Origin of the sequence: Neorhizobium galegae, from assembly GCF_017877055.1 — a bacterium.
Taxonomy (GTDB): Bacteria; Pseudomonadota; Alphaproteobacteria; order Rhizobiales; family Rhizobiaceae; genus Neorhizobium; species Neorhizobium galegae_D.
This window is the reverse complement of sequence record NZ_JAGIPG010000001.1, coordinates 1,853,651-1,866,192: the sequence shown is the minus strand read 5'-3', so window position 1 is coordinate 1,866,192 and position 12,542 is coordinate 1,853,651. Positions and strand designations below refer to the sequence as shown.

General features: G+C 60.0%; 15 protein-coding genes. 2 read left to right on the top strand and 13 right to left on the bottom strand.

What is annotated here, in order from left to right; translation table 11 throughout:
• Window positions 1-13 precede the first annotated feature (13 nt).
• From J2857_RS08775 to purC, 12 genes are all read right to left on the bottom strand, one after another.
• A complete protein-coding gene (locus J2857_RS08775; RefSeq protein WP_432420145.1) occupies window positions 14-1,261 on the bottom strand; it encodes a multidrug effflux MFS transporter in 1,248 nt (415 codons plus the stop codon).
• 90 nt (window positions 1,262-1,351) lie between these two features.
• Window positions 1,352-1,687, bottom strand: coding sequence for a Grx4 family monothiol glutaredoxin (gene grxD, locus J2857_RS08770; protein ID WP_007770088.1), 336 nt, complete (start codon window positions 1,685-1,687; stop codon window positions 1,352-1,354).
• Window positions 1,688-1,843: 156 nt separating this feature from the next.
• Complete coding sequence (locus J2857_RS08765) at window positions 1,844-2,092, bottom strand: hypothetical protein (protein ID WP_210009717.1); 249 nt, start codon at window positions 2,090-2,092, stop codon at window positions 1,844-1,846.
• Window positions 2,093-2,095: 3 nt separating this feature from the next.
• Entirely contained in the window at window positions 2,096-2,332 is a 237-nt protein-coding gene (locus J2857_RS08760) for a BolA family protein (protein ID WP_007770085.1), read from the bottom strand.
• Between the two features lie 107 nt (window positions 2,333-2,439).
• The gene (locus tag J2857_RS08755) at window positions 2,440-3,117 is read right to left on the bottom strand and encodes a hypothetical protein (RefSeq protein WP_210009716.1); all 678 of its coding nucleotides are present in this window, start codon (window positions 3,115-3,117) and stop codon (window positions 2,440-2,442) included.
• 158 nt (window positions 3,118-3,275) lie between these two features.
• On the bottom strand, window positions 3,276-5,483 hold the full coding sequence (gene purL, locus J2857_RS08750; protein WP_210009715.1) for a phosphoribosylformylglycinamidine synthase subunit PurL: 2,208 nt from the start codon (window positions 5,481-5,483) through the stop codon (window positions 3,276-3,278).
• A gap of 160 nt (window positions 5,484-5,643) precedes the next feature.
• Window positions 5,644-6,198 carry an acyloxyacyl hydrolase gene (locus tag J2857_RS08745; RefSeq protein ID WP_210009714.1) on the bottom strand — a complete coding sequence of 185 codons (555 nt, stop codon included), beginning with the start codon at window positions 6,196-6,198 and terminating at the stop codon, window positions 5,644-5,646.
• Between the two features lie 219 nt (window positions 6,199-6,417).
• Complete coding sequence (locus J2857_RS08740; RefSeq protein ID WP_210009713.1) at window positions 6,418-6,816, bottom strand: hypothetical protein; 399 nt, start codon at window positions 6,814-6,816, stop codon at window positions 6,418-6,420.
• A gap of 56 nt (window positions 6,817-6,872) precedes the next feature.
• Window positions 6,873-7,553 carry a phosphoribosylformylglycinamidine synthase subunit PurQ gene (purQ, locus tag J2857_RS08735; protein ID WP_210009712.1) on the bottom strand — a complete coding sequence of 227 codons (681 nt, stop codon included), beginning with the start codon at window positions 7,551-7,553 and terminating at the stop codon, window positions 6,873-6,875.
• Window positions 7,550-7,807 (bottom strand): hypothetical protein, encoded by a 258-nt coding sequence (locus J2857_RS08730; protein WP_046640348.1) that lies wholly within the window; start codon window positions 7,805-7,807, stop codon window positions 7,550-7,552. Before J2857_RS08730 ends, purQ begins: the two co-directional genes overlap by 4 nt.
• A 17-nt stretch (window positions 7,808-7,824) precedes the next feature.
• Window positions 7,825-8,067 carry a phosphoribosylformylglycinamidine synthase subunit PurS gene (gene purS / locus J2857_RS08725; protein ID WP_046626597.1) on the bottom strand — a complete coding sequence of 81 codons (243 nt, stop codon included), beginning with the start codon at window positions 8,065-8,067 and terminating at the stop codon, window positions 7,825-7,827.
• A gap of 17 nt (window positions 8,068-8,084) precedes the next feature.
• Window positions 8,085-8,849, bottom strand: a complete 765-nt coding sequence (gene purC, locus J2857_RS08720) for a phosphoribosylaminoimidazolesuccinocarboxamide synthase (RefSeq protein WP_210009711.1) — start codon at window positions 8,847-8,849, stop codon at window positions 8,085-8,087.
• 377 nt (window positions 8,850-9,226) lie between these two features.
• Here purC and J2857_RS08715 point away from each other — a divergent pair, with 377 nt between their 5' ends.
• Window positions 9,227-9,457, top strand: a complete 231-nt coding sequence (locus J2857_RS08715; protein WP_210009710.1) for a hypothetical protein — start codon at window positions 9,227-9,229, stop codon at window positions 9,455-9,457.
• 35 nt (window positions 9,458-9,492) lie between these two features.
• Window positions 9,493-9,807, top strand: a complete 315-nt coding sequence (locus tag J2857_RS08710) for a DUF1476 domain-containing protein (protein WP_210009709.1) — start codon at window positions 9,493-9,495, stop codon at window positions 9,805-9,807.
• Between the two features lie 44 nt (window positions 9,808-9,851).
• Here the strand turns inward: J2857_RS08710 and J2857_RS08705 are convergent, their stop codons facing one another.
• Complete coding sequence (locus J2857_RS08705) at window positions 9,852-12,443, bottom strand: sensor domain-containing protein (RefSeq protein ID WP_210009708.1); 2,592 nt, start codon at window positions 12,441-12,443, stop codon at window positions 9,852-9,854.
• Window positions 12,444-12,542: the final 99 nt, after the last annotated feature.

The window sequence follows — 12,542 nt, the reverse complement described above, 5'->3', positions numbered from 1 at the left end:
TGGGGACTGTATCTCAGATCTTCGGATTATGCGGCTGGAAGAGTTTTCCCTTTTCGGCGATCAGCACGAAGATCAGTCCGATGATCGAGACGGTGAAGAAGCCTGCGACCAGGGGCAGTGCCGTACCGTTGAAGGCCTGGCCGATCGCGACGCCGATCAGCGCGCCCCCGACTGTGCTCATGAAGCCGAGCACGGCGGACGCCGTTCCGGCGACATGGCCGAGCGGCTCCATGGCGAGCGAATTGAAGTTCGAGCCGATCCAGCCGAACTGGAACATGGCAAGCCCGAAAAACACGATGAAGATCACGAGCGGCATGGGTTGAGGCCCGAAGATCTGCACGAGCATCCAGACGAATGTGATGCCGATAAAGCCAAGCAGCGAGCCGTGCGAAAGGCGCCGCATGCCGAAGCGCCCGACAAACCGGGCGTTCAGGAAGGATGCGGCAGACATGAACACCGCCACGCAGGCGAAGACCAGCGGAAACCAGACGCCCACGTCGTAGATCCCGACATAAATCTGTTGGGCCGAATTGATGAAGCCGAACATGGCGCCGAAAATGAATGTACTGGCAATCGTGTAGCAGAGGGCGAGACGATTGGTCAGAACCATCTGGAAGGCGTGCAAAATCGAGGAAATGGTGAAGGGACGCACATCGGCCGGATCAAGCGTTTCCGGAAGGCGCGAATACATCCAGAAGCCGATACAGAGCGAGGCGACTGCCATGAACACGAAGATCAGGTGCCAGTTGCCGAACAGCATGATGACCTGGCCCGTGGCCGGCGCGATGACCGGCACGACCATGAAGACCATCATGATCAGCGACATGACTTCCGCCATGGCGCGGCCACCGTATACGTCGCGCACGATCGAAATGGAAATCACCCGGGTTGCGGCCGCTCCTGCACCCTGGATGAAGCGAAGGACCAGCAGCGCTCCGAATGATGGCGCGATGACGGCGCCGACCGCGCAGACGAAATAGAGGCCGAGGCCGAAGAGCATCGGGTTCCTGCGACCGAAACGGTCGGAGATCGATCCATAGATGATCTGCGCGGCGCCGAGGCCGAAGAGATAGGCCGAAACGACATATTGCCGATGGTTTTCATTGACGACGCCGAGCGAGGCGCCGATTTCCTGCAGGCCGGGGAGCATGATGTCGATGGCAAGCGAATTGATGGCCATCAGCATCGCCATCATCGCGATGAATTCGACCCGACCCATGCCGCGCAGGCGGGCCGGGGCCGGTTGTGAAGAATTGGTCACAGCAGTTTCCTAAAACAACGTGAAAGGCGCCGTTGGGGGCGGCGCCTTGAAAATGTCTTCTAAAAATCCCGGGCCGGAGCCCGGAAAATCTCAGGCCGCGCCGCGGACGCTGATGCCCTGTTCCTGCAGATGAGTCTGCAGTTCGCCGGATTGGAACATCTCGCGGACGATATCGCAACCGCCGATGAACTCGCCCTTGACGTAAAGCTGCGGAATGGTCGGCCAGTTGGAATAGTCCTTGATGCCCTGGCGGATTTCCGCATCGGCGAGGACGTTGACGCCCTTGTAGTCCAGGCCGAGATAGTCGAGAATCTGCACGACCTGGCCCGAGAAACCACACTGCGGGAACTGCGGGGTGCCCTTCATGAAGAGAACCACGTCATTGGTCTTCACTTCGTTGGCGATAAAATCGGTAATTCCGCTCATGTCCTATCCTTTCACATGCGGTTTCAAGGGCCGCTGCGCTGCGTCATTTCCCTTAAATAGCAATGTGGCATCGGGAATTCCAGCGGAATAGTCCGCAGGAACGCTGCTTATTGCTTAGCATCGCTGCCGTCTACCCGGAAGCCGGGTACATCGGGGTCACCGGCTGCGCTGCTTGCTGCGGCTTGCCGTCGTGCGCCGGCGGCTCACCTGTTTCGTCGCCGGCTTCGCCGCACGGCTGCTTGTGGCCTTGGTGTGTACGGTCTTCTTGGCGAAACGTCCGGTCGTGGCCGAGCGGATCTGCCGCTTCTTGCGTTTGGCCGGTGTGCGGCCATGCGACTTGCCGAGAAGTTCCTTCAGGGCAGTTTCGACGAGGCCGGTAACGATCTCCTTGATCAGGTCAGCCATCGCTCACTCCGCCGGAGCCGAAGTCTGCAATGCCAGCGCATGCAGAACGCCGCCCATATTGCCCTTCAGAGCCTCGTAGACCATCTGGTGCTGCTGCACCCGGCTTTTCCCCCGGAACGCTTCCGCCACCACTTCCGCGGCATAGTGGTCGCCGTCGCCGGCAAGATCCCGGATGGTGACCTTGGCACCGGGAATGCCGGCCTTGATCAGGTCTTCGATTTCACCGGGTCTCATAGCCATGACGTCATCCCTTTTCTCTCCGCGGGACTCAAAACCGCGGAACCTTTTGTCAGGATACACTGCCTCAAAGCTGCTCTCCGGTCAAAGCTGGATCGAAGAGCTCCGCCTCAATGGTGCAAGAATACGTGTTTCATCTTATGGAGGCTGGCTTTGGCTCGGGTTCTGAGCGGTGGAAGGTGCTGCGTGCGGGAGAAGCGGAAAAGCCAGACGGAACTCAGGGTCAGGATCATGAAACCGTAGGATTCAATGCTCTCCTCCATCACGACAATGTCGAAATGCTCGGCAAGCTGGCTGCAGGCGAGAACGGCGGCAACCAGGCCCAGCGGCCAGGAAAGGCGCGGATGAATGGCCCGCAGGATGCCGCCTCTGTGACGGTATTCGAACACGATGGTCGCAATCAGCAGGACGAGAACAGCAGCGGCGATAATAATCGGCAGCCATGTCTTCGACACACAATAAACTGTCATACTTCCACGGCATACTGGCATCTCGCGCATGAAGAAGACGACGGAGATGCAGGCCGTCGTAATTGCGACGAAACGCGCAAGTATCCTCGTCCCCAAGGCCGCCATCACGGCAAAGAGGGCGGTGATGGCAAGCGATGCAGACTGAAGGTCTTCGATGGGGCCATCCTCATCGAAGATGTCGTGGGTGGTCATCCCCATCTTCGAAAAAATCATCCAGGCCAGAACGTTCAGGCAAAGGGTGATGATCAATGCATCGAGCCAGATGCGCCTGTAGTGCCAGGCCGGGCCCGATGACCTCAACCAGGTCAAAATCGGCATAAGCATTTTTGCGCGCTTAGTTCCTATGTCAGAAAACAGCGATGCTTACCCGGACAGCCCGAGTCCATCAATCCCTTGCGCTTCACGTTTGTTCACGCGTGCAGATAAACCGCGATCCCTGGACCGCGGCAAATCGCCCCGATACGTTGGTCCGGGTATCAGGCCATGAAGGCCGGGAACCAGCTTTCGTGCGCCTCCGTGAGCTGCAAGACCGCAACGTTGACGAGGTCGTCGACCACGAGGCTGTCGCCCGCGACCGTACCGAGCGTGCGGAAGGGCACACCCGCGCCTTCGGCATTCGCCTGCACGAAATTGGCGAGATCGGCCGGTACTGCGATCACGTAGCGGGCCTGGTCTTCGCCAAACAACAGCCCGTGCGCCGGGCCGCGCTGTTCCTTGAGGCTGACCTTCATGCCCTTGGCCGACGCCATCGCCATTTCGGCAAGCGTGATCGCAAGGCCGCCCGAGGAAATGTCGTGGCAGGCCGTCACCTGGCCATTGCGGATGAGCGAACGGACGAAATCGCCGTTGCGGCGCTCGGCCTTCAGATCGACTTCCGGGGCCGGGCCGTCGATCGTGTCGAGAATGTCGCGCAGATAGACCGACGAGCCGAGATGGCTGCCGTCAGTGCCGATCATGATCAGCTTGTCGCCGTCATTGGCAGAACCGATCTTCGCCATCTTCTGCCAGTCGGGCAGCAGGCCGACGCCGGCAATCGTCGGGGTCGGCAGGATTGCGACGCCGTTGGTCTCGTTGTAGAGCGACACGTTGCCGGAAACGATCGGGAAATCGAGCGCCCTGCAGGCCTCGCCGATGCCCTTGATGGCGCCGACCAGCTGGCCCATGATTTCCGGCTTTTCCGGATTGCCGAAATTGAGGTTGTCGGTGGCCGCGAGCGGCTCGGCGCCGGTAGCGACGATATTGCGCCAGCATTCGGCGACCGCCTGCTTGCCGCCTTCGAACGGATCGGCCTCGACATAACGCGGAGTGACGTCGGAGGAGAAGGCGAGTGCCTTGGTTGGATGGGTCTCGATACGCACGACGCCGGCATCGCCGCCCGGGCGCTGCAGCGAATTGCCCTGGATCAGCGTGTCATACTGCTCCCAGACCCAGCGGCGGCTGGACTGGTTGGCCGAACCGATGAGCTTCAACAAGGCTTGGTTATAGTCAGCGGGTGCCGCGACCTGCGAGGCGGGCAGGGGCGCACGAACACTCGACTGGACCCACGGCCGATCGTATTCCGGGGCCTGGTCGCCGAGATCCTTGATCGGCAGGTCGGCGACTTCTTCGCCCTGATGCAGGACGCGGAAGCGCAGGTCGTCGGTGGTCTTGCCGACGATGGCGAAATCGAGGCCCCACTTGACGAAGATCGCCTTGGCCTGATCTTCCTTTTCCGGCTGCAGCACCATGAGCATGCGCTCCTGGCTTTCCGACAGCATCATTTCGTAGGCCGTCATCCGGTCCTCGCGCACCGGCACCTTGTCGAGGTCGAGTTCGATGCCGAGATCGCCCTTGGCACCCATTTCGACGGCCGAGCAGGTGAGACCGGCGGCACCCATGTCCTGGATGGCGATCACCGCGCCGGTCGCCATCAGTTCGAGGCAGGCTTCCAGCAGGCACTTTTCGGTGAAGGGGTCGCCGACCTGAACGGTCGGGCGCTTCTCCTCGATGGATTCGTCGAATTCGGCTGATGCCATCGTGGCTCCGCCGACACCGTCGCGGCCGGTCTTGGCGCCGAGATAGACGACCGGCAGACCGACGCCCTTGGCTTCCGACAGGAAGATCGCGTTGGACTTGGCAAGCCCGGCCGCAAACGCATTGACCAGGATATTGCCGTTGTAGCGCGGATCGAACTCCACTTCGCCGCCGACCGTCGGCACACCGAAGGAATTGCCGTAACCGCCGACGCCGGCAACGACGCCGGACACAAGATGCTTGGTTTTCGGGTGATCGGGCGCACCGAAGCGCAGCGCGTTCATCGCCGCGATCGGGCGGGCGCCCATCGTGAAGACGTCACGCAGGATGCCGCCGACACCCGTCGCGGCGCCCTGGTAGGGCTCGATATAGGACGGGTGGTTGTGGCTCTCCATCTTGAAGACGACGCAATCGCCATCGTCGATGTCGACGACGCCGGCATTCTCGCCTGGCCCTTGGATGACGCGCGGCCCCTTGGTCGGCAGCGTTCGCAGCCACTTCTTGGAGGATTTGTAGGAGCAGTGTTCGTTCCACATGGCCGAGAAGATGCCGAGTTCCGTGAAAGTTGGCTCACGACCGATCAGATCGAGAATCCGCTGATATTCGTCGGGCTTCAGGCCATGCGAGGCGACGAGTTCGGGGGTGATCGCGATACTGTTCGGAATGGTCATGATCTTCTCTGGATTGAAGGGCCAAGCTCTTGGCGCTCTTTAACCTATGTCGTTAAGCGGCGCGACAGGAAAATACTGCTATGCAGCACTACCGCGTTGCGGCCGGAAAACAAAAAGCGCCGGAAAACCGGCGCCTCAGTTAGAAAATACACTATCTGGATCAGAACTTGTAGCCGACCGCGATGCCTGCGTAGGAGAGGCCGTCGTTGTGATCGCACAGATCGGCGTTCGAAGAGTGCTCGACGGTCGCAAGAACGCGCCAGTTGTTGGTGATGTTGTAACCGAGGCCGAGCGACTCATGGAAGAGCACATGGCAGCCGAGCTTCGGACCGTCGTTCGGCTTGTCGAGGTTGCCGTTGTTGAAGGCGCCGCCGAAGCCGAGATCGACGAAGATCTTGTCGGTGATCGGTGCCGTCCAGGTGAAGCCCGCAAAGACCTGGCTCGCTTCGCCCGCCGTCGACACGATCGCGCCGACATGGACGCGCGGACGCAGCATGTGGTCCATGAAGCTCTGGGCATGGCGCTGGTCGAAGGGGTCGAAGAAGACGGTGGCGGACGGGAATGCGCCTTTCTCGAACGTGCTCTTGCTCTGGATGGAACCGGAAACGCCGATTCGCACTTCGTCGAACAGCCGCTCCTGCGCAAAGGCCGTAGAAGACAGCGTCGACGCCGCCAGGACTGCACCGACCACGGATCCGAAAAATGCCTTGTTCATTCCATCGCCCTCATACGCGCCGCGATTTTTGCGGCTGGCGCGATCCCGATACGGGCCGCCCGCTTCTCGATGACGAAAGTGGTACAATGGCGGGTGGCGCCCGTCCAGCGCCGGTTCACAGACCGTTATGACTTGTGGCGAAAAAACGCAAAGATTCGGGCGGGCCGGTGCAGAGCTGCAACAGATTGTTTACAGAGGTGTAAATTCAAATGGTTAATATCAGCAGCCACTCGCGCCGCGGGCCCAGCGCAACACGTCGCGCTTGATTCTCTCGCCATCCGGGCCGCTCATCATCGGACCGAACGCATCGAGGCGGGCCGGATTGCCTTCCGCCTGCACCACCAGCATCGGGCGCGACTCGGGACTGTTGCGCGGCACGGCGAGAATGCGCGGCCGGCCGGAGAAGGAGTTGAGTTCCGGTGCCAGCCGATAGGGCTTGAAGGCCGCGTCGCCCGACTTGAACCAGCAGCTATTGGCGGCGAGCGCCACGCGCTCCATCGTCGGCAGCGCCGCACGGTTCGCCGTCACCGCCGCCGGGCGTTCCGATTGGCAGGCGGAAAGCGCCACGCCAAGGGCGGCGAGAGGAAATGCACAGAGCAGGCGATAAGTGAACGGCATCAAGCGTCCTGACGTGGTTTCGATCGTTCGGGGATCGATCCGGATAAGATGAAGGTTCAGGCAGTCGCGGCGATCACATCGAGCGCCGAGGCGAAAATCCCGCGCCCGTCATTGCCGCCATGAGCGGCTTCGATCAGGTTTTCCGGATGCGGCATCATGCCGAGCACGTTGCCGCGAGTGTTCATGACGCCTGCGATGTCGTTGAGCGAGCCGTTCGGGTTGGTGCCTTCGGCATAACGGAAGACGATTTCGCCGCGATCTTCCATGCCAGCCAGGGTGTCCGGATCGACGAAATAGTTGCCATCGTGATGGGCGACCGGGCAGCGTAGCACCTGGCCCTTCTCATAGGCCCGGGTGAAATCCGTATCGGCATTCACCACTTCGAGCTTCACTTCCTTGCAGACGAATTTCAGCGAGGAATTGCGCATCAATGCGCCGGGCAGCATGCCGGCTTCGACCAAAATCTGGAAGCCGTTGCAGACACCGAGCACCTTGACGCCCTTGTCGGCCTTGTCCCTGATCGCCTGCATGACCGGCATGCGGGCCGCGATCGCTCCGCAGCGCAGGTAGTCGCCATAGGAGAAACCGCCCGGGATGACGATCAGGTCGACATCATCCGGAATATTGGTCTCTGTCTGCCAGATGGTGATCGGCGCCTTGCCTGAAATCTTGGTGAGGGCGGCGATCATGTCGCGATCGCGATTGAGACCGGGAAGCTGAACGACGGCGGATTTCATGGGTGCGGTTCAAACCTTGCCTGGGCCTCGGCGAGCTCGCGCAGTTCGAGGCGGTTTTCGATACGGTCGAGTCGATTTTCAATATGCCCAACGGTGACGCGAAGATTGTTCATATCCCCTTGGAGAACGTGAAGTTGTCCTCTTAAGGTCATGTGGTCGGCTCGCAACTCACCAATTGATAGTTCGACTTTATCAAATCGCTGATGAATCTTCTTGAGAAGCTCATACATCAATTCACTTGTGATCTCGGCCATCACATACTCCGCAACCGTCAGTCGAGAGCGATAGTATAATTCTCAATCACAGTGTTTGCCAGAAGCTTCTCGCACATGGCTTTCAGGTCCGCCTCGGCCTTCGCCTTGTCGGCGCCTTCGAGTTCCAGGTCGAAGACCTTGCCCTGGCGGACATGGCCGACGCCGGAAAAACCGAGACTGCCGAGCGCACCTTCGATGGCCTTGCCCTGCGGATCGAGAACGCCATTCTTGAGCGTGACCGTTACGCGTGCCTTGATCACTGATCCAACCCCCAGATTTACTTGACGAGAACCGGCCCGGTCCCGCGGATCGGTTCGTTTTCATTGATGATGCCAAGACGCCGCGCGACTTCCGAATAGGCTTCCACGAGCCCGCCGAGATCGCGCCGGAAACGGTCCTTGTCCATCTTTTCGCGGGTCTCGATATCCCAGAGGCGGCAGCTGTCCGGCGAGATTTCGTCGGCAAGGATGATGCGCATCATGTCGCCTTCGAACAGGCGGCCGCATTCTATCTTGAAGTCGACGAGCTGGATGCCGACGCCGAGGAAGAGCCCCGTGAGGAAGTCGTTGACCCGGATGGCGAGCCCCATGATGTCGTCGAGTTCGGCGGGGTTTGCCCAGCCGAAAGCGGTGATGTGTTCCTCGGAGACCATCGGGTCGGCGAGCGCATCGGACTTATAGTAGAACTCGATGATCGAGCGCGGCAGGACCATGCCTTCCTCGATGCCGAGGCGGGTCGAGAGGGAGCCGGCGGCGACGTTGCGCACCACGATCTCGAGCGGAATCATCTCCACTTCCTTGATCAGCTGTTCGCGCATGTTCAGCCGGCGGATGAAATGCGTCGGGATGCCGATCTTGTTCAGGTGGGTGAAGAGGTATTCCGAGATACGGTTGTTGAGGACGCCCTTGCCGTCGATGACGTCATGTTTCTTCTTGTTGAAGGCGGTGGCGTCGTCCTTGAAAAACTGGATGAGCGTGCCGGGCTCGGGGCCTTCATAAAGGATTTTGGCCTTGCCTTCGTAGATACGGCGGCGACGGTTCATGATTCTTGTCTCGTTGTTGGCGCCCCTGATGGACGCAATGGATGATGTTGAGCGGTCCCTTATCGGAAAAGAACGGGTTTCACAATGCGGGGCTCCAAAACCTTTGTGGGCGAGGGGTTGGCGAAGCTCAACCAGGAATCAGTGAGCTTCAGATTACACGGGTTCTCGAAGGTTTTGCTCTAACAACTGGGGTGTCCGGGCCGAAAGGGCGGTAATAAACAGGAAAAGCAGGGACCCATGACATATATGCTCTTTGTGACAGGACCAAAGCCGTTGAGGACCGATTTACCTGTAACCAAAGCTTGCGGTTTCGCGCGCAAACTCGCCGCAGGGGCTGATGGGCCTCTAGGCCGCATCGAGGCGCCTATGCCCACGATTTGGGATTTTCCACCCTCGACGGCAAGGCTCGGCAGGACTTAGCCATCAAATTGCGTCATGATTTCGACGCGGCCGGTGTCGCAATTCCAGGTGACGAGCTGCGCGTGGCGATGCCAGACCTGCTTCCCTCAAGGCAGAATTCGCATTCGTCAATTGCCTGCCACGATTCCGCTTCCGTCTGGACCGGAATCGACAGCCCGCCGATTGCGCTTGGCTCGTCTTTTGATTAATGGGTCCCATATAAGTTCACTTTGGGAGACCCGAGATGAGTGGCCTCAGCGATCGCGAAAAAGCCTTTGAAAACAAGTTTGCCCTGGACCAGGAATTGAAGTTCAAGGCGCTCGCCCGCCGCAACAAGCTCGTCGGCCTCTGGGCTGCCGGTCTGCTTGGCAAGGCGGATGCTGACGCTTATGCAAAGGAAGTCGTCGTTGCTGACTTCGAGGAAGCGGGCGACGAGGACGTATTCCGCAAGCTGCGCAGCGATCTCGATGCCGCCGGCGTCTCCATCTCCGACCAGGATATCCGCACCAAGATGGTGGAGCTTCTGGCTCAGGCAGTCGATCAGATCGAGAACCAGTAAGCTGCATTTCATCAGCTTTTCTTTCTGCGCATAAAATCGGGTTCTCAGCCGCCGGTGGGATGCCGCTTGCGGCTGTCTGGCTGTGGGCTTTCGTTGAGACGCCAGCGGCCGGAAAGGACGAAATCCGGAATGCCACCGCGCGGCATCGGCCTTGCGAGCGCATACCCCTGCAGGACGTCGCAGCCGAGATCGCGCAGGATACGAATCTGTTCCGTTGTCTCGACGCCTTCCGCGACAACCTCGATATTCAGCGATTTGCCGATCTCGATGATCGATCCGACCATCTTCCGCCGCTTTCGCGACTGCGAGACAAGGCGGACCAGTTCGCGGTCGATCTTCAGAGCACGCGGATTGAGCCGCAGGAGACCGATGATCGAGGCGTGACCGGTGCCGAAATCGTCGATTTCGATCTCGATGCCGAGCTTCCTGATGTGTGCCAGGTTCCTCAGGACATCCTCGTCGCAGTCGTCGAGGAAGATCGATTCGAGCAGCTCGAAGGATACCGTGCCCGGCTCGATCTTGAGTTTCTTGAGCTTGCGCGACAGCGAGGCATCGCGCAGCCGCCGGTAGGAAACGTTGACCGAAAGTTTTGGGATCGAAAGGCCATGCGCGCGCCATTCCCGGAAATCGGCAAGTGCCCTGTCGAGTATGGTCCCGTCGATCACCGAGACGACGTCGAGCTCCTCGGCCATATCGAGGAACTTGTCGGGCGAGAGGATGCCGCGTACCGGGTGCATCCATCGCGCCAGCGTTTCGACGCCGGTGATCTCCAGCGTCTGCGCATCGAACTGCAGCTGATAATACGGGATGAATTCGTCGCGCTCGAGAGCAAGAAGGATCTCGTCTGAAATGCGCTTGGTGCTGATGATCTCGTTCTGGGTCTCGGCTGAGAAGAATTCATGCCGGTTGCGGCCGCGGTTCTTGGCCCTGTAGAGGGCGATATCGGCGTTGAGGAGAAGCTGTCTCGCATCGATATCCGCTCCCGTGTGGCAGGCGATGCCGATGCTGGCGCCGAAACGGCAGTCGTGGCCCTCGTAGGATACCGGCTTGCGCAATTCCCTGATGATGCGGTCGGCCAGATGCGAAAGCTTGCGCGGCGATCCTTCGAATTTCGACAGGATGACGAATTCGTCGCCGCCAATACGGGCGACGAAATCCCCCTTGCGGATCGTGCCCTTGAGGATTTTGGCTGCATGCTTCAGCATCATGTCGCCGGCACTGTGGCCAAGTGTGTCGTTGATCTGCTTGAAGCGGTCGAGGTCGATGTGGAGGATCGCGATACCGTGTCCGTCGCGAGCGCATTCCGCCGCCACGCGGTCCAGCATCTCGTCGAGGTAACGCCTGTTCGGAAGATCGGTCAGGTAGTCGTGCATCGCATTGTGCTCGATGCTGGTGCGGGCGTCCTCAAGTTCGCGGTTGCGGGCCTCGGCAAGGGTCTTTGCCCGTTCGAGTTCGCGGTGAAGCGTCACATCGGCCGTCACGTCCCAGTTGGCGCCGACCATTTTCTGGTGACCGTTGCCGTCGACGAAAGACATGGTGCGCGTGCGCACGACGCGTTCGGAGCCGTCCCGCAGTATCACGCGGTATTGGTCCGAGAAGCGTTTGCCTTCCTCGATATTGGCGAGGACGTTTGCCTGAACGCGTGCGGCATCGTCCGGATGCAGGAAACTCTCCCAGAGCCCGCCGATCTTCACTTCCTCGCTTTTTGCCAGCCCATAGATCCGGAACATCCGTTCGTCCCAGTCGACCTCGCCGGTGGAGAAGTCGGATTCGTAGACGCCGATGCCGGATATTTCGAGCGCCATGTCGAGTCGCCGCGACATCTGCGCGGTCTGCTCTTCCGAGGCCTTGCGTGCCGTAATGTCCGTGTCCGTTCCAACGACACGGGTCGCCTTGCCGTTTGCGTCCCATTCGACGCAGGCACCTCGGCATTCGATCCAGACCCAATGCCCCTGCTTGTGGCGTTCGCGATAGTCGAAGACGGCATAGGCCGGGTCGCCGGCATTCTGCCGATCCATCGCGTGGATGACCCGCTCACGGTCGTCAGGATGCACAAGCTTCAGCCATTCCTCGGTGCTGGCGGCCAGCGGATCTTCCGGCGACATTCCGCGGATCTGCCGCCACACTGGCGAGTAATATTTCTGGCCCGTCGCGTAGTTATGGTCCCAGACACCTGAGACAGAGCTGACCAGCGCGTTGTTCCAGCGGCTTTCGCGTTCTGCAAGTTCTTCGAACTGCAGCCTTTGGTCGGTGATGTCCGTCAGGTGTGCCGCAAACAGGCACTGGCCTTTGAAATTTCTTCCGAGCGGCGTGATGGTCGCCACCACCCATCGCTGCGAATCGGCCGGGCTCATGACGCGCAGTTCGAGGCGTTCCGCCGGGGAATCGATGTTCAGGCCCTGGATCGCCCGGAGGATCCTGTCTTGGTCATCGCGATGCAGGAGGGCCGACAAGGCAGTCGGTGGCCGGCCTTCGCCGATCCATTCGCGTTTGAATGTGCTGTTTGCGAACAGCAGCCGAGCAGCATGATCGATGATGGCAATCGGGAAAGGAGCTGCCTGGAATACCGTCTCAAGAACGCCGATCTCGTCTCCCGGGCCGGAGTCCAATAGGCGTGAGAGAACATTTGACGGCATCGGCACAGCCTGGCGCGCTAGAAAACGAGCGCGCACCTTAGCAAGTGTCAATTAAGTCCAGCTTAAAAATGCTGTTCGAATTGACGCACCCGGAAATTA

Coding starts and splice junctions, on each gene's coding strand:
- grxD (WP_007770088.1), bottom strand. CDS start 1,687: ATGAGCGGAATTACCGATTTTATCGCCAACGAAGTGAAGACCAATGAC.
- J2857_RS08765 (WP_210009717.1), bottom strand. CDS start 2,092: ATGGCTGACCTGATCAAGGAGATCGTTACCGGCCTCGTCGAAACTGCC.
- J2857_RS08760 (WP_007770085.1), bottom strand. CDS start 2,332: ATGGCTATGAGACCCGGTGAAATCGAAGACCTGATCAAGGCCGGCATT.
- J2857_RS08755 (WP_210009716.1), bottom strand. CDS start 3,117: ATGCCGATTTTGACCTGGTTGAGGTCATCGGGCCCGGCCTGGCACTAC.
- purL (WP_210009715.1), bottom strand. CDS start 5,483: ATGACCATTCCGAACAGTATCGCGATCACCCCCGAACTCGTCGCCTCG.
- J2857_RS08745 (WP_210009714.1), bottom strand. CDS start 6,198: ATGAACAAGGCATTTTTCGGATCCGTGGTCGGTGCAGTCCTGGCGGCG.
- J2857_RS08740 (WP_210009713.1), bottom strand. CDS start 6,816: ATGCCGTTCACTTATCGCCTGCTCTGTGCATTTCCTCTCGCCGCCCTT.
- purQ (WP_210009712.1), bottom strand. CDS start 7,553: ATGAAATCCGCCGTCGTTCAGCTTCCCGGTCTCAATCGCGATCGCGAC.
- J2857_RS08730 (WP_046640348.1), bottom strand. CDS start 7,807: ATGGCCGAGATCACAAGTGAATTGATGTATGAGCTTCTCAAGAAGATT.
- purC (WP_210009711.1), bottom strand. CDS start 8,849: ATGAACCGTCGCCGCCGTATCTACGAAGGCAAGGCCAAAATCCTTTAT.
- J2857_RS08710 (WP_210009709.1), top strand. CDS start 9,493: ATGAGTGGCCTCAGCGATCGCGAAAAAGCCTTTGAAAACAAGTTTGCC.
- J2857_RS08705 (WP_210009708.1), bottom strand. CDS start 12,443: ATGCCGTCAAATGTTCTCTCACGCCTATTGGACTCCGGCCCGGGAGAC.